22 protein-coding genes are annotated in these 19,483 nt (G+C 67.1%); 8 read left to right on the plus strand and 14 right to left on the minus strand.

The genetic code is table 11. The features are described from left to right. Nucleotides 1–36: 36 nt before the first annotated feature. Nucleotides 37–921 carry a formylglycine-generating enzyme family protein gene (locus tag TVNIR_RS02495; protein ID WP_015257396.1) on the plus strand — a complete coding sequence of 295 codons (885 nt, stop codon included), beginning with the start codon at nt 37–39 and terminating at the stop codon, nt 919–921. Between the two features lie 61 nt (nt 922–982). On the opposite strand, the gene TVNIR_RS02500 is transcribed toward TVNIR_RS02495, so the two are convergent. Then, entirely contained in the window at nt 983–1,495 is a 513-nt protein-coding gene (locus tag TVNIR_RS02500) for a protein disulfide oxidoreductase (protein WP_015257397.1), read from the minus strand. A gap of 334 nt (nt 1,496–1,829) precedes the next feature. Here TVNIR_RS02500 and nadA point away from each other — a divergent pair, with 334 nt between their 5' ends. Together nadA and TVNIR_RS02510 are read left to right on the plus strand one after the other, a co-directional pair. After that, nucleotides 1,830–2,891: a quinolinate synthase NadA gene (gene nadA, locus TVNIR_RS02505; RefSeq protein WP_015257398.1), complete on the plus strand. Its 1,062-nt coding sequence runs from the start codon at nt 1,830–1,832 to the stop codon at nt 2,889–2,891. A 31-nt stretch (nt 2,892–2,922) separates the two neighbouring features. After that, nucleotides 2,923–3,273: a hypothetical protein gene (locus tag TVNIR_RS02510; protein ID WP_015257399.1), complete on the plus strand. Its 351-nt coding sequence runs from the start codon at nt 2,923–2,925 to the stop codon at nt 3,271–3,273. Between the two features lie 48 nt (nt 3,274–3,321). Here TVNIR_RS02510 and TVNIR_RS02515 read toward each other — a convergent pair whose 3' ends face one another. The 3 genes from TVNIR_RS02515 to TVNIR_RS02525 all read right to left on the minus strand — a co-directional run bounded on the left by TVNIR_RS02515 (nt 3,322) and on the right by TVNIR_RS02525 (nt 5,356). Beyond that, entirely contained in the window at nt 3,322–4,074 is a 753-nt protein-coding gene (locus tag TVNIR_RS02515; RefSeq protein WP_015257400.1) for a ParA family protein, read from the minus strand. Nucleotides 4,075–4,162: 88 nt separating this feature from the next. Further along, a complete protein-coding gene (locus tag TVNIR_RS02520) occupies nt 4,163–4,705 on the minus strand; it encodes a hypothetical protein (RefSeq protein WP_043739126.1) in 543 nt (180 codons plus the stop codon). 69 nt (nt 4,706–4,774) lie between these two features. Beyond that, nucleotides 4,775–5,356, minus strand: a complete 582-nt coding sequence (locus TVNIR_RS02525; RefSeq protein WP_015257402.1) for a thioredoxin family protein — start codon at nt 5,354–5,356, stop codon at nt 4,775–4,777. A gap of 226 nt (nt 5,357–5,582) precedes the next feature. On the opposite strand from TVNIR_RS02525, the gene TVNIR_RS02530 reads away from it, so the two are divergent. Beyond that, the gene (locus TVNIR_RS02530) at nt 5,583–6,326 is read left to right on the plus strand and encodes a ferredoxin--NADP reductase (protein WP_015257403.1); all 744 of its coding nucleotides are present in this window, start codon (nt 5,583–5,585) and stop codon (nt 6,324–6,326) included. On the opposite strand, the gene TVNIR_RS02535 is transcribed toward TVNIR_RS02530, so the two are convergent. Continuing rightward, nucleotides 6,317–7,093: an alpha/beta hydrolase family protein gene (locus tag TVNIR_RS02535; RefSeq protein WP_043739130.1), complete on the minus strand. Its 777-nt coding sequence runs from the start codon at nt 7,091–7,093 to the stop codon at nt 6,317–6,319. The two genes, TVNIR_RS02530 and TVNIR_RS02535, sit on opposite strands and share 10 nt — an antisense overlap. A 169-nt stretch (nt 7,094–7,262) precedes the next feature. Between TVNIR_RS02535 and TVNIR_RS02540 the strand changes: the two genes are divergently transcribed. Further along, entirely contained in the window at nt 7,263–7,466 is a 204-nt protein-coding gene (locus TVNIR_RS02540; protein ID WP_015257405.1) for a DUF465 domain-containing protein, read from the plus strand. A gap of 345 nt (nt 7,467–7,811) precedes the next feature. Here TVNIR_RS02540 and TVNIR_RS02545 read toward each other — a convergent pair whose 3' ends face one another. The 3 genes from TVNIR_RS02545 to TVNIR_RS02555 all read right to left on the minus strand — a co-directional run bounded on the left by TVNIR_RS02545 (nt 7,812) and on the right by TVNIR_RS02555 (nt 10,151). Continuing rightward, a complete protein-coding gene (locus TVNIR_RS02545) occupies nt 7,812–9,110 on the minus strand; it encodes an NAD(P)/FAD-dependent oxidoreductase (protein WP_015257406.1) in 1,299 nt (432 codons plus the stop codon). Nucleotides 9,111–9,128: 18 nt separating this feature from the next. After that, nucleotides 9,129–9,434 (minus strand): c-type cytochrome, encoded by a 306-nt coding sequence (locus tag TVNIR_RS02550; RefSeq protein ID WP_015257407.1) that lies wholly within the window; start codon nt 9,432–9,434, stop codon nt 9,129–9,131. Between the two features lie 327 nt (nt 9,435–9,761). Continuing rightward, nucleotides 9,762–10,151 (minus strand): DUF3775 domain-containing protein, encoded by a 390-nt coding sequence (locus tag TVNIR_RS02555; RefSeq protein ID WP_015257409.1) that lies wholly within the window; start codon nt 10,149–10,151, stop codon nt 9,762–9,764. A gap of 385 nt (nt 10,152–10,536) precedes the next feature. Between TVNIR_RS02555 and TVNIR_RS02560 the strand changes: the two genes are divergently transcribed. From TVNIR_RS02560 to TVNIR_RS02570, 3 genes are read left to right on the plus strand one after another with little or no spacing between them, the layout of a single operon-like run. Beyond that, a complete protein-coding gene (locus TVNIR_RS02560; protein WP_015257410.1) occupies nt 10,537–10,824 on the plus strand; it encodes a PepSY domain-containing protein in 288 nt (95 codons plus the stop codon). Further along, complete coding sequence (locus TVNIR_RS02565; RefSeq protein ID WP_015257411.1) at nt 10,821–11,525, plus strand: response regulator transcription factor; 705 nt, start codon at nt 10,821–10,823, stop codon at nt 11,523–11,525. The genes TVNIR_RS02560 and TVNIR_RS02565 overlap by 4 nt, the downstream gene beginning before the upstream one ends. Then, nucleotides 11,522–12,823 (plus strand): ATP-binding protein, encoded by a 1,302-nt coding sequence (locus tag TVNIR_RS02570; RefSeq protein ID WP_015257412.1) that lies wholly within the window; start codon nt 11,522–11,524, stop codon nt 12,821–12,823. Before TVNIR_RS02565 ends, TVNIR_RS02570 begins: the two co-directional genes overlap by 4 nt. A gap of 44 nt (nt 12,824–12,867) precedes the next feature. On the opposite strand, the gene TVNIR_RS02575 is transcribed toward TVNIR_RS02570, so the two are convergent. The 6 genes from TVNIR_RS02575 to lpxL all read right to left on the minus strand — a co-directional run bounded on the left by TVNIR_RS02575 (nt 12,868) and on the right by lpxL (nt 19,293). Continuing rightward, nucleotides 12,868–14,115, minus strand: coding sequence for an FAD-dependent oxidoreductase (locus tag TVNIR_RS02575; RefSeq protein ID WP_043740034.1), 1,248 nt, complete (start codon nt 14,113–14,115; stop codon nt 12,868–12,870). Between the two features lie 5 nt (nt 14,116–14,120). Next, on the minus strand, nt 14,121–15,128 hold the full coding sequence (locus TVNIR_RS02580) for a matrixin family metalloprotease (protein ID WP_083499323.1): 1,008 nt from the start codon (nt 15,126–15,128) through the stop codon (nt 14,121–14,123). A 74-nt stretch (nt 15,129–15,202) separates the two neighbouring features. Beyond that, nucleotides 15,203–16,156 (minus strand): alpha-L-glutamate ligase-like protein, encoded by a 954-nt coding sequence (locus TVNIR_RS02585; RefSeq protein ID WP_015257415.1) that lies wholly within the window; start codon nt 16,154–16,156, stop codon nt 15,203–15,205. Then, nucleotides 16,156–17,685 (minus strand): inactive transglutaminase family protein, encoded by a 1,530-nt coding sequence (locus TVNIR_RS02590; protein WP_015257416.1) that lies wholly within the window; start codon nt 17,683–17,685, stop codon nt 16,156–16,158. Before TVNIR_RS02590 ends, TVNIR_RS02585 begins: the two co-directional genes overlap by 1 nt. Further along, nucleotides 17,682–18,227 (minus strand): ATP-dependent zinc protease family protein, encoded by a 546-nt coding sequence (locus TVNIR_RS02595; protein ID WP_015257417.1) that lies wholly within the window; start codon nt 18,225–18,227, stop codon nt 17,682–17,684. Before TVNIR_RS02595 ends, TVNIR_RS02590 begins: the two co-directional genes overlap by 4 nt. A 142-nt stretch (nt 18,228–18,369) precedes the next feature. Beyond that, on the minus strand, nt 18,370–19,293 hold the full coding sequence (gene lpxL, locus TVNIR_RS02600) for an LpxL/LpxP family Kdo(2)-lipid IV(A) lauroyl/palmitoleoyl acyltransferase (RefSeq protein ID WP_015257418.1): 924 nt from the start codon (nt 19,291–19,293) through the stop codon (nt 18,370–18,372). Nucleotides 19,294–19,483 lie beyond the last annotated feature (190 nt).

Here is a 19,483-nt window from a genome sequence, read left to right on the forward strand (position 1 = left end):
GGCGCACCCCGCGGCAATAGCGAGCAAGGATTTTCGATGGCAAGTGCATTGATGCATCGGCTGGATACCCCGGATCTGCTCGATCTGCAGCAGCAGGCGGCGGCCGCCGCCGGGGTTCCGGTGGGTTTTCAGGACCGGGGCAGGGACGGCATCCCCGTTCCCGAGCTGCGGGTCATTCCGGCGGGTGAGTTCGAGATGGGCTCGGACGGTTCCGAGTACGGTCACCGGGATACCGAGTCGCCACGCCGGTTCGTGCTCATCGAGCGGCCGTTCGCGCTGGGGCGCTATACGGTGACGAAGGCGGAGTTTGCGGCCTTCCAGCGGGCGACGGGCTGGGTGCCGCGCCGCGAGGCGATCTGGCCGAAGGGTGACCAACAGCCGGTGTTCAACCTGCGCCTCGCCGATGTCGAGGCCTACCTGGAATGGCTCAGCGGTCAGACCGGGCAGCGCTATCGCCTGCCCACCGAGGCCGAGTGGGAGTTCGCGGCGCGCGCGGGCACGCGCACCGCGTTCGCCTTTGGGGATTCGGTGGGTTGCCGGGACGTGCACTTCAACTCGCTGTTTCCGTACGACGAGCGGCGTGAGCGTCGCAAGTGGTACATCCCGCTGTGCATTCCGCTGCCCAGGCCGATGGATGTCGGCAGTTACCCGCCGAACCTCTGGGGGCTGCACGACATGCACGGCAACGTGCAGGAGTTCACGCAGTCGCCCTGGCGGGACAGCCATTCGGGGTTGCCGCGTGACGGGGTCTACCGCCGCGGTCCCAACGAGGAATGGGTGGTGGTGAAGGGCGGTTCCTGGTTCGATCCGGCCGTGGCCTGCCGCAGTGCCTCCCGCCGGCGCCGGCATGTAACCGAAATGGACACCAACCTCGGGTTCCGGGTGCTGCGCGAGCTCGGCTCGGGCACCGGCACCCGGTAGGGTGTGCCGCCTGCGCACCAACGCTGTGAATGATGGATGGGGCCGTCGCAGCGGCTGGCGGCTATAGCCACCGGGCGAGCCACAGCCTGAAGCGCAGTTCCAGCGGGGGCGCGTAGCCCTGCTTGCGGAAGACGATCTCGCCATTGCGATCGATGATGAACGTGCTGGGCACCGCGCGCACGCCGTAGGTCCGGGCCAGCTGGCCGGCGGGGTCGTTGACCACGGCCAGTTCGCTTTCCCGCTCGGTCAGGTGGGCCTCCACCTCGGCCTCGGTGCCGGACTGCATTGCGACGGTCAGCACCGGATGGCTGCGGCTCAGGCGCAGGATCTCGCCCTCTTCCAGCCGGCAGATCGGGCACCAGGTGGCCCAGAAGTGCAGCAGCATCGGTTCGTCTGCGAAGTGGGCGAGGCTGACCGGTGTACCGTCGAGCAACTGCGCTTCAAAGGCCGGGGCGGGTCCTTGTGCCAGATCGCGCGCGATCCAGGCGCGCACTAGCAGCACGAGCCCGATGACGATCGCGATCTCGAGTACCCAGCGCCAAACGGGGCGGCGTTTCTTGACTGCAGTGTTCATGGTCGCCTCAAGGGTGCCTGGCTATGCCCGGTTGGGCGCGATCGATTCCGGCGTCCACGCGGGGTTCTGGCGCGGCGCATGTTCCGGGAAACGATGGGCGGATTCTTGCGTGCGCATCGGACACCCGCGGCAAGCGCCGGTTCTGTCCCAGCGGGTTCCTCAACGTTCTCTATCCGCGGATCTCCCGGGCTGGCGACAGGAACGCTGCCGGCGAGCAGGAGTCGTAGTATCATGAAACCGTAATAGTGACCGCAACCCCGGTTGCCCAAGTACAGCGACCAGGGAGGTTTCCGCTACGCCGGTTGTTGGCGGCTCGCGTGTTCAGAGGTTCCCTATGGTACTGGCAGAAGCCACCTACGATGTACCGCGAACCGCGGTGATCACCGCCGCCCGACCGCGGCTGGGCGATGCGGAACGCGCGGCGCTGGTGTCACGCATCAAGCGCCTGCTGGACGAGCGCGATGCGGCGCTGGTGGCACATTACTATGTCGATTCCTCGCTGCAGCAGATCGCCGAGGAAACCGGCGGCTGCGTCGCGGACTCGCTCGAGATGGCGCGCTTCGGCAAGGAACATTCGGCGAGCACGCTGGTGGTTGCGGGTGTGCGTTTCATGGGCGAGACCGCCAAGATCCTCAGCCCCGAGAAACGCGTGCTGATGCCGACCCTGGAGGCCGAGTGTTCGCTCGATCTCGGCTGCCCGGCGGATGCGTTCCGGAAGTTCCGCGAACAGTATCCCGAACACACGGTAGTGGTCTATTCGAATACCTCAGTTGCGGTGAAGGCGTTGGCCGACTACGTGGTGACCTCCAGCATCGCGGTGCCGCTGGTGGAACATCTGCGCGATCAGGGGAAGAAGATTCTCTGGGCACCGGACCGGCATCTGGGCGACTATATTCGCCGCGAGACCGGCGCCGACATGGTGCTGTGGGATGGCTCCTGTGTGGTGCACGACGAGTTCCGCTCGCGTGAACTGGAGAAGCTGTGCAACGCGCATCCCGCCGCGGCGGTGCTGGTGCACCCGGAATCGCCGCGCGAGGTGATTCTGCAGGCCGACGTGGTCGGTTCCACCAGCCAGTTGATTGCCGCGGTGCGCGAACGCCCGGAGTCGGAGTTCATCGTCGCAACCGACAACCGCATCTTCTACAAGATGCAGCAGGCGGCGCCGGGCAAGCGCCTGATCGAGGCCCCGACCGGGGGGCACAGTGCCACCTGCCACAGTTGCGCCCATTGTCCGTGGATGGCCATGAACGACCTGAGCAGCCTCGCCGACACGCTGGAGCACTGCACCCACGAGATCTTCGTCGACGACGCTGAGCGGGTGAAGGCGCTCACTGCGACGCAGCGCATGCTCGATTTCGCCGCCGCTCACCGCCGCCGCGTCGTCGGCGACGCGTAGACTCAGCATCGTCCCTTCCGAGTAGTCCACGATGTACAAACGCCCTGCGCGCCTGCTGGTGGCTGCGCTCACCGACGATGGCCGGGCGCGGCTGGTGGAGCGGTTCGCGCGCCGGCCGGTGCTGGCGCAGTGGCTGGAGGTGCGTTCAGCCGCGTCGATGCACCGGTTGGATGCTACAGATCTGGAGTGGGCGGATCTGCTGGTCGCGGTCGACGATGCGGCCGCGCGGGCCTTCCCGAGGGAACGGCCCGCGACCTGCCAGCTGAGGCGCTGGCGGTTGCCCGCGGCCGGCGTGCCCGGCGTCGAGGCCGCGGCGGCCTCGGCGCTGAACTGCATCGTCGGTGGCATGCGCATGCTTGCGCGGATGGACGCCGCCGACTGAGCCCGGCCCCGATCCGGTCCCGGGCAGCCAGGGTCAGGCACCGGGGGTTCAGGCTTCGCGGTGGAGCTTCTCGGCGATTTCCAGCCACAACTGTTCGAACGCGGCGGTTGCCCGGGCCCGCGGTTGGTGCACCGGCAGCGGGGCACGGTGGCGTCCCATCGCTTCCACTGCCGCGGCATAGGGCACGGCCGTGGCGAGCAGGTTCGGGATTTCGTCGCGCAGTGCGATTCCGGCGTCGCGGTGCTGCTTGCGGCGGTTGTCGACCATGGATAGAAAGGGATAGAGCTTCACCCGCCGGATCTTCTCCCCCTCCAGAAACCGGACCATCTGCTCGTAGCTGCGCAGCGACAGCTGCGAAGGGATGATCGGTACCGCGATCAGGTCGGCGGCGTGGAACAGGTTCTCGGTCACGGTGGAGAAGCTGGGCGGGCAGTCCAGCACGACGAGATCGAATGCGGACTGGAAGTCCTTCAGCAGCTTGCGGACCTGGAACGCGGGGTGTTCGGCCTTGCGCAGGTATTGGTCGAGGTGGCGGTGGTCGAAATCGGCCGGCAGGCACGACAGGCGCGGCCAGGCGGTCGCCTGTACCGAGTCGGTCCAGTCCCGCTTGCCGCGGGCGAGTTTCTTCACGCTGTCCTGCACGCCGGGTTCCAGCCCTAGGTACCAGGTGGCTGCGGCCTGGGGGTCCAGATCCCAGAGCAGCGTGTTCCAGCCGTACTGCGCGGCAAGGTAGGCGAGGTTCACGGCGCTGGCGGTCTTGCCGACGCCCCCCTTGAGGTTGTAGATCGCGAGTGTCTTCAACAGAGATTTCCGTTGCACGCGCCGCCGTCGTGCGCCATTGGTGTCCCGGTACCGCCGCCGGGTCGAGCCGGGCGGGCTGCACCCGGGTTCATGGAAGGTGGCCGCCGGGCGGGTTGTCGGGCCCGGCCGCGGCGTGCAGGTCGGCCAGGTGTTGCTGGTACAACGTCCAGACCAGGGGGGCGATCGCGCCGCGGCTTCCGGGATAGGTGATGCGGTCGGGGATCAGCTGGCGCAGATCCTCGCATTCGGTGTTGACCAAGGTGCCGCTGACCACGTGGAAGATCAGCACTCGGGTGCCGCGCCCGGCGATCGGCAGCAGGGCCCCGATGATGCCGGTATCGTTCAGCCCCGGGCTTGCACGTGCATCGCCATCTTCCCAGGGCGGGCGGATCAGGCTGCCCAGCAGTTCCTGGTAGGCCTCGGAACAGGCGACGCAGATCTCGCCAGCGCGTGGCCCCGGAACCCGGGCGAGCGCGGCACGGATCTGCGGGTCGGGCAGGAACATCCGCCGCTCGTCCAGGCGTACGCGGTTGCGCTGCCCGGTCGGCAACAGCCGCGGCACGGCCTCGCGGCACGAGGGGCAGGTCCAGGAAGCGATCCCGGGGCCCCGGAGGATGTTGCTCGGTGGCATGGTCCCGACCCGTACCCGCAGCCGTGGGCCCGTGCGGTCCGGTGGGGGTCCGCACCAGCCCCCCCTGTGTCAGCCGTAGTAGTCGGGCTCGTTGCCCGGCTTCCACTTGATGTTGCACCCGAGGCTCGCCTTCTGTTCGGTGGCAACCGCCTGCCCGGCGAGCAGTGCGTCGGTGGCCGCGCGCAGGTCATTGCCGGTGACCGGGATCTCGCTGCCCGGGCGGGCGTCGTCGAACTGGCCGCGGTAGACGAGCTTGCGGTTGGCATCGAACAGGTACAGGTCCGGGGTGCAGGCGGCCTGGTAGGCCCTGGCGACTGACTGAGCTTCGTCCAGGCAGTACGGGAAGGTGTAGCCGAAACGGCGTGCATCGTCGCGCATCGCGTCGGGTCCGTCTTCCGGGTGGGCCTGGATGTCGTTGGAGTTGATCGCGATCACCGCGATGCCCTTGTCCGAGTATTCGCGGCCGTAACGCGCGAATTCGTGGCGGATGAGCTGTACGAACGGGCAATGGTTGCAGATGAATGCGATCATGAAGCCCTTCGCATCCGGAAAGGCGTCCAGACCGATGGTGTTGCCGGAAACGACGTCGGGCAGGCGGAAGTTCGGGGCTTCGGTGCCCAGGTCGATCATCTGCGAGGGTGTACGTGCCATGGGTGCTCCGCGGTCATGGTTTGTTTCCAGGAGACGGCAATTATACGTTCGGACGCGACCGCAGGCCCGTGCCCGTCCGAAAACGCGGTGATTGGTGCGGGAGCCTTGAAACCCCCGCGGCGCGCCGCCATGGTTCCCGGTCCGAGCCGCGCCGGGAGAGTAACGGGATCCGTCACCACCATCCGGGCGCGGGCGGATGTCGACGGCGAGTACGGAGCGTGAGTCCATGTCAGGCTGGGTGGTCGGAGAGGTAACGAAACTGACGCGGTGGACCGACCGCACCTTCAGCCTGTGCGTCGACGCGGAGGTGGAGCCGTTCCGCGCGGGGCAGTACAACCGCCTGCGCCTGATGGTCGACGGCGAACTCGTCGCGCGTCCCTATTCATACGTGAATCCTCCCGGCACCCGCCCGCTCGAGTTCTATCTGATCACGGTACCCGGTGGACCGCTGAGCAACCGCCTGATCGAGTTGGCGCCGGGGGATACGGTCGAGTTGATGCCGCGCTCGAGCGGGTTGTTCACGCTGGATGCGATACCGGATGCGGTCGACCTGTGGTTGCTGGCGACCGGCACCGGGCTTGGTCCGTTCCTGTCCATGCTCGGCACCGACGAGCCCTGGCAACGCTTCGGTTCGATCCGCCTCGTGCATTCGGTGCGCCACGCGAACGAACTCGCGTACCAGGAGACGATCGCGGGATTCACGCTGCGTGATCCGGAACGGTTCCGCTATGTTCAGATGATCAGTCGCGAGGACAGGCCGGGTCTGCTGCGGGCGCGGATCCCGTCGGCGCTCGACGACGGTCAGCTCGAGGCGCTTGCAGGCCTGGAAATCGGTGCGGATCACTCGCAGGTGATGATCTGCGGCAGCCCCGATATGGTGCGCGACACGCAGGCGGTGCTGCGTGCACGCGGGTTGCAGCGGCTCCGGCGTGGCATGCCGGGCCAGGTCACGGTGGAAAATTACTGGTGAGGGCGTAGCAGGTCGTAGGCCCAGGCGTGGATCAGCCGCGCGACGTACGCGGTATGTTCCGGGCGCGTCAGCAGGTGATCCGCACGGTGCAGCGCGACGAAACTCTTGGGATGCCGCGCGCGCTCGAAGATCCGGCGCGCGTGATCGATTCCGACCACGCTGTCCTTCGGCGAATGCAGCACCAGCAGCGGGCGCCCCAGCGCCGGCAGCGCATCGTCGAGATGCTGCTCCTCGACGGAGTCCATGAATTCCCGGCCGATCATGATCGTGCGTCCGCCGATATCCACCTCCGCCGAACCGGTCTCGCGGATCCCGCGCGCCCGTGCTTCGAACAGCCGGGTCACGTGGCCCGGTTCCGCCGGTGCGGCGATGGTCACGACCCCCTGCAATTCGTCGCGATTCCCGGCCAGCGCAAGCGCCATCGCGCCGCCGAAGCTGTGGCCGATCAGCAGGTCGGTGGGGAAGCCGGTGTAGGTGTCGAATGCGTCCAGTGCGGCGCCGAGGTCTTCGCAGTAGGTCGCGAAGCTGCTGTCCCCGAAGCGGCCCTGTGCCTCGCCAAGGCCCATGAAATCGAAGCGCAGCACGACGATGCCCTCCTGGGCGAGGGCGCGCGCAAGCCGCACCGTGGCCGGGAAGTCCTTGGAACAGGCAAAGCAATGGGCGATGCAGACCTGCCCCACCGGGATGCCCTCGGGTTCTACCACCACACCGCTCAGACGGATCCCCCTCGGGGTGTCGATCGGCAACGCCCTGTTCCTGATGCCCATGTCAGCTCCGGTTGCGATGTCTGCGCCGGCATCCGCTCGCGCGCCTGCCAGCAGTGGCAGCGCCGGTGGGGCCTGCGGGCCGGGGCCCCCGCCGCATGGGTGCGTGATGGCGGCCATGCCCGAGCTCTGAGATGATACGCGAGCCGTTCCGGATGCAGCAGGGGGTTCCGTGGTCGACGACGAGGGTGAACTGCGCGCGCGGATCGTGGAACTCGAGGCCGAGCATCAGGCGCTGGAGAGCGCAATCCAGGCGCTGCAGCAGACGGCCGCGCCCGATCTGTTCGCATTGCGGCGGTTGAAGAAGCGCAAATTGCTACTGAAGGACGCGCTCGCCCGCCTGCGCAGTCGCCTGATCCCCGATCTCAACGCCTGACCTGATTATCAGGGAAGCTCCGCAAATTGGAACGGGCCGTCATCGAAACCACCGTCATCGCGAGGAGCGAAGCCTTTAGCCGCGAGCGCAGCGTGGCGGGACGTGGCGATCCAAGCGGAGATGGTCTTCCCCATGCCGCCTGGATTCTTCGCTGCGCTCACCCTGCGGGCCAGCCTTTGGCTGTTCAATGCGCTGCGCGCATTGGTGCCGCGCTACGCTCGCAATGACGACCGATGCCGCACGGCGTCGCACTCGCTGCGGAGGTTCGTGATAATCAGGACACCTGAAACGCAAACGGCGCTCCGGGGCAAGCCCCGGAGCGCCGTATCGGCAGTCGGGCCCGTGTTAGCCCCAGATGTCGGCGGTAATGCCGTCGTACCAGCCCTTGGTGTAGAGGGCCTCCTGCTGGCGGAACGACGCCGGCGCGTCGGCCGGGCTGACACCGCCCGCGCCTTCGACCGCCGAAATCGTGCCGTCCTTGTACGCATACACGGCCGCGACGCTGATCGCGTGATCGGGCGTGATCAGGCTGTAGCAGGTGTTGGCCGTCGACGGCATCAGCGGCTCCTGTCCGGAGAGTTCGCGCACGATCGCGGCCGCGGCCACCTTTGCTTGGTTGTTCGCCGAATGCCCCGACTTGGGCATCGCCCCGGCAACGCTCGAATCGCCGATCACGTAGATTCCCGGGTGGATGCTGGACTCGAAGGTCAGCTGATTCACCGGGCACCAGAAGGTGTCGCCGACCAGCCCCGCCTGCTGGGCGATCGCACCCGCACTCTGCGGCGGGATGTAGTTCAGCACGTCGGCCTTGATCCGGGTGAAACCGGCGTCGGAGATGGCGGTCAGGTTGGCAGCGTCGATCTCCTCGACCTGTCCACCCTGGGAACTCGGCACCCACTCGATCATTTCGCCGTAGTGCTGCTCCCAGCCGGACATGAACAGCCCCTGCTTGGAGAAGTTCTCCTTGTTGTCGAGGATGATGATCTTCGAACGCGGCTTCGCCTGCTTGAAGTAGTGTGCGACCATCGACGCCCTTTCGTACGGCCCTGGCGGGCAGCGAAACGGGTTGCCGGGGGCCACCATCACGAATACGCCGCCGTTGGGCATCGCTTCGAGCTGGCTGCGCAGCAACCGGGTCTGCTCGCCGGCCTTCCAGGCATGCGGGATGCGCTCGGCGTCGGCCGCGGTGATGCCCGGCACCGCGTCGTAGCGAAAGTCGATCCCCGGCGACATGATCAGCCGGTCGTAGTTCATCGTCGCGCCGCCCGCGGTCCGCACGGTCCGGCGTGCCGGGTCGACCTCGGTCACGGTGTCCTGGACCACGTTTACACCATGGCGGTCCTTCAGGGCGCCGTAGGTGTGCTTGATGTCGTCCATCAAGGCATGACCGCCAATTACCCAGTTGCTGCCGTAGCAGGTGTAATAGGTGGCGTTGGGTTCGATCAGCGTCACCTGCATCTCGGGCGAGAAGCGTTTCAGGTACTTGGCCGCAGTGGCCCCACCGGAGCCGCCGCCCACGACGACCACGTGGGCGCTGCGTGCATCGGCGACTGTGCCATTGGCCGCGCAGCCGAACCCGGTCGCTGCCGCGGCACCGCCGATGCCGATGGCCTTGAGAAAATTACGACGTGTAACGTTTGCCATTTGTGCTGTCCCCCTGCGTTATTCGATGGTCGAGAAGTAGTCGGCCATCAGGACGATTTCCTCGTCCGTGTAGCCCCGCGCATGACGGTTCATGATCGTGCCCGGACGCGAGCCGTCCTTGAAGGCCTGCATCTGCGAGATCATCAGGTCGCGCGGGTAACCGACCAGGCCGGGCATGTTGCCGGTGCCGTCGATGCTGTGACAGGAAAAGCAGGAGGTGGTGAGCAATGCACCCCGGGTGACCTCGGCCGTGGCCTGAGGCACGAAGGCCGCCGTTGCCAGGGACGCCGCGAGGCCCGCAGCGAGAATTCGGGAACGTTTCATAAAGTCTGGGCTCCTCCGATTAAGGTTCTGGACTGGGATCGTTTCGAGTGGCACTTCGGATTGATCGCTGTCCGCTTTTCTTCTTGCGTGCGGGATCCCGGCACCGGCGCCGCGACCGCTCTCCATGGCGGCAGCGGGCTGTTTCCGGCAGGACCGTGGGGCTTACCCGGATCGCTACTGGGCGATCGGGTACCGGGAACCCGTTGAGGCTGAATTAACCCCAAGTAGGTAGCCTAGACTTTGAATCCACTGATTTCCAGCGATTTCCCCCATGCTTTCGGCCAGCCGGCACCCATCGCTTACGATAGGGCGCCAGACGGCCTCGCGTCATTCCTCGTGCTCGATTCCGAGGATATCCAGTGCTTCGAGCAGGTACTCGGAGATCAACGGGGTCGCGATCAGGCGGTCCATTACCTCCGGCGACCAGTTTTCCAGCGCTTCCCGTTTCGCCTCCTCCCATTCGGAGGACCCGTAATCGCCGCGACCCAGCCATTTCAGCGCCAGCAGCTCGGCCTGCTGTCCGGGTTCGAGCCCGCGCAGCCCGATGCGGAGTTCCTGCAGGGTCAGGTCGCTCCCGTGGTCGGCGAGAATCTGCATGGCCCAGTCGCCGTCGTTGCCGTCCGGCGAATCGTCGGGGAAAACAACCTCTTCCTTCGCGTGGAACTCGCGGGTTGCGCGCACGACCCAAAGCACGGTATCGAGGTTGATGCTGAGCATGGACACCTCTCCCTTTGCAGGATGTTGCGAAAGCTTCCCCGCGCTCTTTCGCAACGCACCGCAATCAGGATGCTCCGATCGGTACTAGGGAAACGCTGAACAAAGGGCCCTGTCATTGCGAGCGAAGCGCGGCAATCCAAGCGGCGCCAACGAAATCATTGCCTTATGGATCACCACGTCGCTTCGCTCCTCGCGATGACGAATCTATCAGCGCTCCCTGGCGGCCGGCCATTGCCCTGGTCGTTTTCAGACGGGGTTCAGGCTAGGCTTCTAGTGTAATACGCAGCCCCCGGGGCTGCATTCGCAAAGGCAGACCCGCAGTCCGCGATCGATCGCCGGCCCGGGAGTGTGTCGAGGGATGCGGGAGATCTCTGGAGATAGGAGCATGCAACTGGATCCAATCGAGAAAGCCCGCCGCATCGGCCGGGCCGCGCCGGTCGTGCTGATGACCCTGCTGTTGCTGATCATGCTGCCGGCGACCGGTCTGGCGCGTGACGCTCCGGCCAGCCTGGAGGAGGCGGTGGCGCAGGTGGAGCGTGCGCACGGGGGACGTATCCTGTCGGCCCGGTCCGAGCGCAGCAACGATCGCGTGGTCTACCGGATCCGGTTGCTGACCCAGGATCAGCAGGTGCGTACCTTCGAGATCCCCGGGGCCGAGGGGGCGCAGCCGTGAATCTGCGTGTGGTGCTGATCGAGGACGACGATTCGCTGCGGGAGCGCCTGGCCGATGCCTTGAGTGCGGCCGGCTGGCGCGTGGATCGGACTGCAGACGGAAAGGACGGGCTATACCAGCTGACCGAGTACCCCTGCGACATCGCGATCGTCGATCTCGGCCTGCCGGGGCTCGACGGCCTCGAAGTGATCCGCCGGGCCCGGGCGGTCAATGCCCGTCTTCCGATCCTGGTTCTGACCGCCCGGGATCGCTGGCAGGACAAGGTGGAAGGCCTCGAGGCGGGGGCGGACGACTACCTGACCAAGCCGTTTCACGTCGAGGAGTTGCAGGCACGGTTGCGCGCCCTGGTGCGGCGTAGCCTGCAGGATGGCCAGGAACGCCTGGACTTCGGTCCGCTGGTCATCGACACAGCGACCGATACCGTGCTGGTGCACGGTGAGGCGGTGACCCTGACCACTTTCGAGTATCGGCTGCTCTTGCAGCTGGTGCGGCAGGCCGGGCGCCCGCTGAGCAAGGATATGCTCGCCGACTACCTCTACGAACACGATGACGACCGCGAGAGCAACGTGATCGAGGTGCTGATCGGTCGCTTGCGGCGCAAGCTCGATCCGGACGGGCGCCTGGGCGTGATCGAGACACTGCGCGGGCGCGGCTACCGATTCACACTGCAGCCGGCCGAGGCGCGCAGTTCCGGCACATGAGCGCGCCCGGCCTGAGCCTGACGCTGCGCATCACGCTGGTGACCGTGGCCGTGATCGCAGTGTTCTTCCTGATAACCGCCACGCTGCTCGAACGGGCTTTTCGCGAGAACGCCGAGGACGCGGTGATGACGCGCCTGGAAGCGCAGCTGCTGCTGTTGATGGGGGTGGTCGAGGTGTCCGGCCCGCACGAAGTGCGGTTGCCCGAGCTGCTGCCCGAGGCCCGCCTGTCGTTGCCCGCGGGCGGGCTCTATGCGCGCATTCTCGACCGGGACGGCGAGACACTCTGGCGCTCGCCGTCGGCGCTCGGGGTGGCCCTCGGCGACTGGCGCGAGCGGCAGATGTTTCAGCACGAAATGACGGTGCGCTGGGAATTGCCGGAGCAGTCGTTTCCGCTGACGTTCCAGGTGCTCGAGGACCGCGAGGCGTACATCGCCCAGATCGATCGTTACCGCCGCACTCTATGGGGTGCGCTGGCCCTGCTGACCGCGCTGCTGATGGCGGCGCAGGCGCTGGCGCTGGGCCTGTGGGGACTACGGCCGCTGCGCCGGGTGCGGGCGGATCTCGAGGCGTTGCGCCTGGGGGAAAACCGACGGCTGGAAGGTCGTTACCCGCGCGAGATCGGGATGCTGACCGACAGCATCAACGCCCTGCTCGAATTCGAACGCGAGCGCCTGCAGCGTCAGGGCAACGCACTCGCGGACCTGGCGCACAGCCTGAAAACCCCGCTATCGGCGTTGCGCTTGGCCGTGGACAGGGGGGTGGGTGAGCGCAGCGACATGCGGTTGCAGATCGAGCGCATGCAGGAGATGATCGAGCACGAGCTGAACCAGGCGCAGCGCCTGGGGCCGTCGCCGTTTCAGGCCCCGCTGGTGTTGGCCCCGGTGATCGAGCGCACCTGCGCCGCGTTGCAGCGCGTGGCCGACCATCACGGGGTCGTGCTGGAGACGGTGCTGCAGCCGGAGTGCACGCTGCGCATCGACACCGGTGCATTGTTCGAACTGCTGGGTAACGTGCTCGACAATGCGCTGCGCCACGCGCGTTCCCGGGTCCGAGTCACCCTGGGCTGCGGCGCGAAAAACCTGGTCCTTTGCGTCGACGACGACGGTCCGGGTATTCCGGAGGCGGAACGCGAGCAGGTGCTGCAGCGCGGGACGCGCAGGGATACACGCGTCGGCGGGCAGGGGCTCGGTCTGCATATCGTGCTCACGCTGGTGCGGGACCACGGCGGCGAGTTGAGCATCGAGCACGCGCCGGAGCTTGGCGGAGCCCGCATCCGGATGATGTTCCCGGGTGACTAGTGGGCCAAGCGCAGCGTGCCCACCACCCCGAGCCCGGGTGCCCTCTACAGCAGGAACGGATCCAGCGGCAGGGCTGGATCGACGCCCAGTACGCTGTCGCGCAGCAGACAGGCGGAGCCACAGGCGAAGGTCCAGCCGAGGTGGCCCGCGCCGGTGTTCAGGAACAGGCCGGGTACCCGGGTGGGCCCGAGGATCGGCGTGCCGCGAGCGCTCATCGGCCGCAGTCCGGTCCAGGGTTCCATCGTCGCGGCATCGAAATACTCGGGTAGCCGGGGCAGGGTGCGCCGGCATTGCGCGAGCACGTTCGCCACGCGCGAGGGGTTCAGGCGCAGGTCCGTGCCGGTGAACTCGGCGGTTCCGGCGAGGCGCAGCTGGCCGCCGAGTGGGGTCAGCACCACCTTGTTTGCGTCGTCGATGATTGGCAGTCTGGGGCGCCAGACCTCGGGAAGGTCGAGGGTCAGCGAGTAGCCCTTCACCGGGGCCACCGGCAGGCGCAGGCCCAGCTGCCGAAGCAATTCGGGAGCGGCGAAACCGGAGGCCAGCACCACGGCGTCGGCTGCCATCGGACCGGCCGAGGTCTCCACCCCGTTGATGTGCCCCCGGAACAGCCGCCATCTGGTGACCCGCGTGTTCGGGCACCAGCGTACGCCGGCGTGTTGCGCGGCGGTGGCGAGCTCGCGGGTGAAGGCCGCAGCATTGCCGATCGCATCGTCCGGGAAATATAACGCGCCGCACAGGCGGTGCGCAATCGGCGCGAGTGCCGGTTCTTCGGCCGCGACGCGCTCGGAGTCCCAGTCCTCGAAGCGAACCCCGGCATCGGCCATGGCCTGGCTGGCGCTGCGGTTCCTGCGAAGACTTTCCGGATCCTGGAAGATCTTCAGGATTCCCGACTCGACGAACTGGAAGTCCAGCTGGAGCTGACGCTGCAGGTCGCGCAGTTGGCGCAGCGCATATTCGGCGAGGCGGGCGTTGTGCAGGGTATTGCGTTCGAAGCGGGAACGGCGGCTGTTCCAGAGGAACTCGATGCCCCAGGGCAGAATGCCGGGCAGGGCACGCGGGCGCAGCAGCAGCGGCGAGCTGTCGCGGCCGACGTAGCGCAGCAGATCCCAACTGACCCCGGGAGCATTCCAAGGTTCGGCATGGCTGGCGTGGAGCATGCCGCCGTTGGCGGCGCTTGCGCCCCGCGCCGGCAGGTCGGCGGCGTCGACGAGGGTGACGTCGATGCCGGCGGCCCGCAGATACCAGGCGGTGGCGGTTCCGGTGACCCCGGCCCCAATCACGATTACATGCATCGGCATCATTCCCTGTTCGGCCCGGCTGCGCTCGCGATCGTGCCGGCGGAGGGCGGTCCTCCGAGCGCGACCCCGCAGGCGTCGCGCAGGGCGCGGTGGTCTGCGGCGGTCAGGCGCGTGAGGCCGCGGTTCTGGTCGGTGATACGGTAGTACATCAGGGCACCCGGATCTTCGACATGGGAGATCCCGAGCGCATGGCCGAGTTCATGTGCGAGCACCTGGCGCAGGTCGTCCCGGTCGTGAAACTGGTAGACGGTGATGCTGTGCGTGACCACGCCGCCCCGCTGGCGCCGGGTGTAGCGCGCCTTGTCGTAGCCGGGCTCCGCGGCGAAGCGTTCGTTCAGGTATGCCACCTGCCGGTTCAGATCTTCGACCGCCACGCGTATCGCCTCCACGCTCTGATTCACACGCAGCCTGGATCGCTCCGCCGCCGCCGCCTGTTCCTCGAGCGCCTGGCGCTGCCGTTCGAGTGCCTGCGCTTCCTGGTCGAGCTGGCGGGCGCGGGCCGCGTTGTGCGCGATCTCGCCCCGGTTCCATTGCCGGACGCGCGTGTTGTGCGCCGCCAGGCGCAACTCGTAGCGCTGGATCTGCTGCCGGTACGCGGCCTGTCGTGTCTCGAGGGCCTGGCGCAGCGTGTCATGCTCCTCGCGCAGGACCTCGTAGCGTTGGCGTGCGTGCTCGAGCGCCTGCTCGGCCTGTTGTCGCGCTTCCCATCGATCCTGGCGCTTATCGTACTGCAGGTGGATGGCGAGCGAGCCGGAGCGATCGGCCTTGAACAGCGTGCGGCCGCTTTCTGCCTGCCAAAGGGCCATCGCGTCGTCCAGGATGTCGCGCAGTTCGGCGTCGGGCACGCCGAAGCGCGGGTCGAGCTCGCCGATCCGGTACGTCACTGGCAACTGGCAAGTCGCGGACAAGCCGGGCCAGAGGCCGGTCTGCGCCGTGCCCGTGGGAACCCACAGGGCGGCCAGCAGGCAACCGGAGGCGAAGGCGGCAGACAGGAGCGATCGTTGCATGGGGTCAGGATTTTAGCGGGCACCGGTGCACCAGGGCCAATGCCCGCGTGCGCGCGACCGAGCTGCACGAGGCCTCAGGAGGGTTCCGGCAACTGCCGGACGAACGCGGCGCGTCCGGCCGCGTCGGCGGCATCGCGCGCCGGGTGGGTGTCGACGGCCCGGATCCGATCCAGCAGGCCGAGGCTGTTGGCCGTTTGCACCGCGAGGCCCGGTCGGGCGTTCAGTTCCAGAATCAATGGGCCGAACTGCCGGTCGAGCACGACGTCGACCCCAAGGTAGCCCATGCCGATGAGTTCCCGGCATCCAGCAGCCAGTTCCAGCAACCGGTTCCAGCCCGGAACGGCAATGCCCGCGAGCGACGCGCCGGTGTCGGGATGCCGGTGAACGATCTCGTTGTGCCAGACGCCGTGCCCGGTGACGCCCGTGGCGATGTCGATGCCCGCGCCGACCGCGCCCTGGTGCAGATTGGCCTTGCCGTCGGAGGCGCGGGTGGGCAGCCGCACCATGGCCATCACCGGGTAGCCCTTGTACACCACGGTGCGGATATCCGGTACGCCCTGGAAGCTGACTTCAGCGAACAGCGGGTCAAAACGTACCCGGTACTCGATCATCGCCCGGTCGGGCTGGCCGCCGAGGCTATACATGCCGCTGAGGATGTTGGACACGTGGTGCTTGACTTCGTCCAGGTCCACCAGCATGCCCGATGCCTTGCGAAAACGCTCACCCATGCGCCCGGTGATGACCAGGATCCCGTTGCCGCCGCTCCCGTGGGCGGGCTTGATCACGAAGTCGTCGCGTCCGGCGACGATGGCCGACAGGCGCCGGATGTCGTGTTGGGTCTCGATCACGCCGTACAGCTCCGGGACCGCAATGCCCGCGCCGAGGGCCAGTTCCTTGGTCTGCAGCTTGTCGTCCACCAGCGGGTAATGGCTGCGCGGGTTCAGCGTTGCGATCATCTCGGTGTTGCGCCGGTTCATGCCCAGCACCCCACGCCGGCGCAGCTCGCCCGGTGTCGCGAACCATCGCATCAAGTCGCCTCCTTGCGGGCCAGCGCACGGAAGCGCAACAGTTCGGAGAGGCGGTACCCGGTGTACCGCCCGAGCAGCAGGGTGACTGCGAGCACGATCAGCAGCAGCTCGGGGAACACGAAGATCAGGTGGTCGATGTAGACGTTGATCATCAGCAGGTAACCGGCCACCGCGACCACCAGGCTGCCGATGCCCTGTCGGATCGCATCGCCGGCGCCATGTTCCTCCCAGACGATGGACATCCGCTCGATCGTCATCGCGAGGATGACCATCGGGAACAGCGCGATCGCGAGTCCGTGCTCGATCCCCAGGTGATGGCTGAGCACGCTCAGCGCCAGCATCAGCATCACCACAATGCTGACCACCGCGGCCAGCCGGGGCACGAGCAGGAGCTTCAGGTGTTCGAGATAGAAACGGATTGCCAGGCCGAGCGATACGATCAGGGTGAACAGGATCACACCGCCGAGCAGCTCGGTTTCGCGGAACGACAGTGCGATCAGCACCGGCATGAAGGTGCCGAAGGTCTGCACGCCGACCACGTTGCGCAGCAGCACGATGATCATCGCGCCGACCGGGACCATCAGCAGCACGCGGTACATGTTCTGGGTCTGGACCGGCAGGCCGAACAGCGAGAAATCGACCAGCCGCGAGTTCATCAGTTTCGCGCGCTGCTGCGCGGCGTCCACCGCGTCCTGGAAGTTGCGGGTCACCGCGAAGCTGATCTGCGGGTTGCGGGCGCGGTTCAGTTCGACCGCTTCGTGATCGCCGTACCACCACACGAGGAAATCCTTCGGGTAGCCCACGCTGCCGTCCATGGGATTGATCGGTACCCATTCGCGCGTGTTGTGCACCTCGAGCCAGGTGCGCGGCTGCAGATCCCGGGCGCGGTCCGCAAGCTGCAGGCCGTGGACCATGCGCGCGGGGATCCGGGCGCCTGCCAGCAGCTCGATGGCGGTGCGTACGCGTTCGCGGTCACCGGCGTCCGCCGAGACGAACAGCGCCATGTTTTCGTCGGTCGAGACGTTCATGTCGCGCACCAGCACCGTGGCGAAGCTGGTGATGTCGGCGGATCGGCCGCGCACCCGGTCGACCACGGCCTGGGCCGCGGACCGGAACGGTTCCTCCAGATCGACCGGGGCCGCGGGGCCCGGGTAGTCGGTATCGTTGGGCAGCGACGACCCGACCTGGTAGACGGTGGCCCGGTAATAGAGGACCTGGCGCCCCGCGGGACTTCGGGTGGTCCAGACTGCCTCGCGGTTCTCGCCGTTCGTGCCGGTCGTCAGCCCGTAGCCGCGGGACACGAAATGCTCATCGAGCAGTGCCAGTCCCGGCGGATCCTGCGGCAGGAACACGCGCGCGGTAACGGCACCGCCGGTCGGTTCGAACGCCACCCGTGCCTCGACGATCCAGTTGTCCGTGGTCTGCGCCGGAAGCACCGGGAAGCCGAGGTTCCAGGCCTTGTGGTAAAAGATCGTCAGGCTGAGACCGAGCAGTACCAGGATCAGCAGCGGGAGATGCAGGCGCCTCATGCGCCCCGCTCGGGATCACGATCCTCGTTCCCCTCGGCCGTGTCACAGCGGGGGGGCTGAATGAACGTCTCGGCGGGGTCGACCAGGATGATGCCTTCCATGTGATTGCGACCGACCAGCGCCTGGTAGTTCAGCTTCGTGCGGTCGATCAGGCTCATCTCTTCCTCGCGGTAATGCGTTCCCATGCACAGGCCGACCGATACCACCGGACGGCGCTGGTGCTCGCCGTCGTGGCGGATGATGCGCACGAAGCGGGTGATTCTGCGTTCGATGCGGACTTTGCCATCCGGATCTTCGGGGTCGATGATGTCGAATGCGATCCAGCGCTCGCCGTCGCGCTCGAACCTTTCCTTGTTCAGCGCGTTCAGCGACGACGTCGTGGCGCCGGTGTCCATCTTGGCCTTCAGTGGAATGCCCTCCGGCAGGATCTGGATACGTTCCACCCAGCCATGGATGGTGCGGGTGTCGGGTTCGCCTGCCGCCACCGCGGCGGTGGCGATCAGTGCCGGCAGTAGAACGGTGGAAAGGGCGGGCAGGGCCATCGGCTCCTCCATTCGCATCGCGGGTACGCGGTGCCCGAAGACTGCAGCCGTATCCCGGGAACCCTGCAGAATACGGCAATCCGATCGGCCCGACCTTGAACCCTTCCGCATTTCGACCGCGGCGGCCCTGCGCGGCACCTGTTCAGGTGTAGGGGTCGGGCAGGCCCTTGCGCGCCTTGAAGCGTCGGTGGCTCCAGAAGTACTGCTCCGGGGCTTCCAGCACGGCCCGCTCGATGACCTGGTTGATGCGAGTGGTATCGGCGATCGGGTCATCCGACGGGAAATCGGCGAGCGGCGGGTGGATCGTGAGCCGGTAGCGGCCGTCGGACTGCCGGCTGCCGAAGAAGGGCAGGACCGGCGCCCGGCTCACGCGTGCGATCCGGTGGGTGGCCGTCTGGGTGGAGGCGGGAATCCCGAAGAACGGGATCAACTCGGTCTGGCGCCCGCTCCTGCTCTGGTCCGGCGCATACCAGACCGGGGTGTTTCGCTTCAGTGCGCGCAGCAGCCCCTTGATGTCGTTGCGTTCGATCGCTCCCAGCGTGTGGTGCTCTCGGTTGCGCTTGAACAGGTAGTCGACCACCGCCTGCTCGTTGGGGCGGTACATCGCGGCAAAGGGCCGGTGCAGCGACAGGATCCTGGCGCAGAACTCGAGCGTCGTGAAGTGGGCGCTCAAGAGCAGCGCGCCGTGACCCCGTTCCAGCGCGCGGTCAAGGTGCTCGACGCCCTCCAGCGTATAGTGGCCGTCGAAGCGCCGGGCCGGTGCCCACCACCCCGATACGGTTTCCAGCAGTCCGGTGCCGGCGGCTTCGAAATGGCGGCGCAGCAGGGTTTCGCGTTCCTGCTCGGTCTTCTCCGGGAAGCAGAGCCGCAGGTTTACCCGGGTGACCTCGCGGCGGCTCCGGCCCAGGCGCTGGAACAGCCGCCCGATGCCGCGGCCGAGCGCATGCTGCCAAGTGAACGGCAGCCGTGTCGCCAGCCAGAGTACGCCAACGACCGGCCACACGGGCCAGGTGGAGGGGCCGAGCGGCGGCCGGGCCATGGTCTGCTTGCGTGGGGTCTGGGTCACAACCGGGTCACTCCTGCCATCGGCGGTCTGCCCTTGAGCGTGCTTCCCCGTTCCCGCCTCCGGGAAAGGCGTGAGCGGGCATCGCGATGATCGTTAGCGTGAAAGAACCTGACGTTGGGGCGAGCGAGATTCTGGCGTGACGCATGCCGGTGCGCAAATGCCTGCTTGCGGGACTCGAAGAGCCTGTGTG

This window comes from Thioalkalivibrio nitratireducens DSM 14787, from assembly GCF_000321415.2.
In the GTDB taxonomy this organism is placed as follows: Bacteria; Pseudomonadota; Gammaproteobacteria; order Ectothiorhodospirales; family Ectothiorhodospiraceae; genus Thioalkalivibrio; species Thioalkalivibrio nitratireducens.

Excerpts from the sequence above, each read along its gene's own strand:
- TVNIR_RS02580 (WP_083499323.1), bottom strand. The coding sequence starts at position 15,128 with ATGCAACGATCGCTCCTGTCTGCCGCCTTCGCCTCCGGTTGCCTGCTG.
- TVNIR_RS02520 (WP_043739126.1), bottom strand. The coding sequence starts at position 4,705 with ATGCCACCGAGCAACATCCTCCGGGGCCCCGGGATCGCTTCCTGGACC.
- TVNIR_RS02535 (WP_043739130.1), bottom strand. The coding sequence starts at position 7,093 with ATGGGCATCAGGAACAGGGCGTTGCCGATCGACACCCCGAGGGGGATC.
- TVNIR_RS02500 (WP_015257397.1), bottom strand. The coding sequence starts at position 1,495 with ATGAACACTGCAGTCAAGAAACGCCGCCCCGTTTGGCGCTGGGTACTC.
- TVNIR_RS02595 (WP_015257417.1), bottom strand. The coding sequence starts at position 18,227 with ATGGCCCTGCCCGCCCTTTCCACCGTTCTACTGCCGGCACTGATCGCC.
- TVNIR_RS02585 (WP_015257415.1), bottom strand. The coding sequence starts at position 16,156 with ATGCGATGGTTCGCGACACCGGGCGAGCTGCGCCGGCGTGGGGTGCTG.
- nadA (WP_015257398.1), top strand. The coding sequence starts at position 1,830 with ATGGTACTGGCAGAAGCCACCTACGATGTACCGCGAACCGCGGTGATC.
- TVNIR_RS02555 (WP_015257409.1), bottom strand. The coding sequence starts at position 10,151 with ATGCTCAGCATCAACCTCGATACCGTGCTTTGGGTCGTGCGCGCAACC.
- TVNIR_RS02495 (WP_015257396.1), top strand. The coding sequence starts at position 37 with ATGGCAAGTGCATTGATGCATCGGCTGGATACCCCGGATCTGCTCGAT.
- TVNIR_RS02550 (WP_015257407.1), bottom strand. The coding sequence starts at position 9,434 with ATGAAACGTTCCCGAATTCTCGCTGCGGGCCTCGCGGCGTCCCTGGCA.
- TVNIR_RS02545 (WP_015257406.1), bottom strand. The coding sequence starts at position 9,110 with ATGGCAAACGTTACACGTCGTAATTTTCTCAAGGCCATCGGCATCGGC.
- TVNIR_RS02510 (WP_015257399.1), top strand. The coding sequence starts at position 2,923 with ATGTACAAACGCCCTGCGCGCCTGCTGGTGGCTGCGCTCACCGACGAT.
- TVNIR_RS02560 (WP_015257410.1), top strand. The coding sequence starts at position 10,537 with ATGCAACTGGATCCAATCGAGAAAGCCCGCCGCATCGGCCGGGCCGCG.
- TVNIR_RS02575 (WP_043740034.1), bottom strand. The coding sequence starts at position 14,115 with ATGCATGTAATCGTGATTGGGGCCGGGGTCACCGGAACCGCCACCGCC.
- TVNIR_RS02570 (WP_015257412.1), top strand. The coding sequence starts at position 11,522 with ATGAGCGCGCCCGGCCTGAGCCTGACGCTGCGCATCACGCTGGTGACC.
- TVNIR_RS02530 (WP_015257403.1), top strand. The coding sequence starts at position 5,583 with ATGTCAGGCTGGGTGGTCGGAGAGGTAACGAAACTGACGCGGTGGACC.
- TVNIR_RS02590 (WP_015257416.1), bottom strand. The coding sequence starts at position 17,685 with ATGAGGCGCCTGCATCTCCCGCTGCTGATCCTGGTACTGCTCGGTCTC.
- TVNIR_RS02525 (WP_015257402.1), bottom strand. The coding sequence starts at position 5,356 with ATGGCACGTACACCCTCGCAGATGATCGACCTGGGCACCGAAGCCCCG.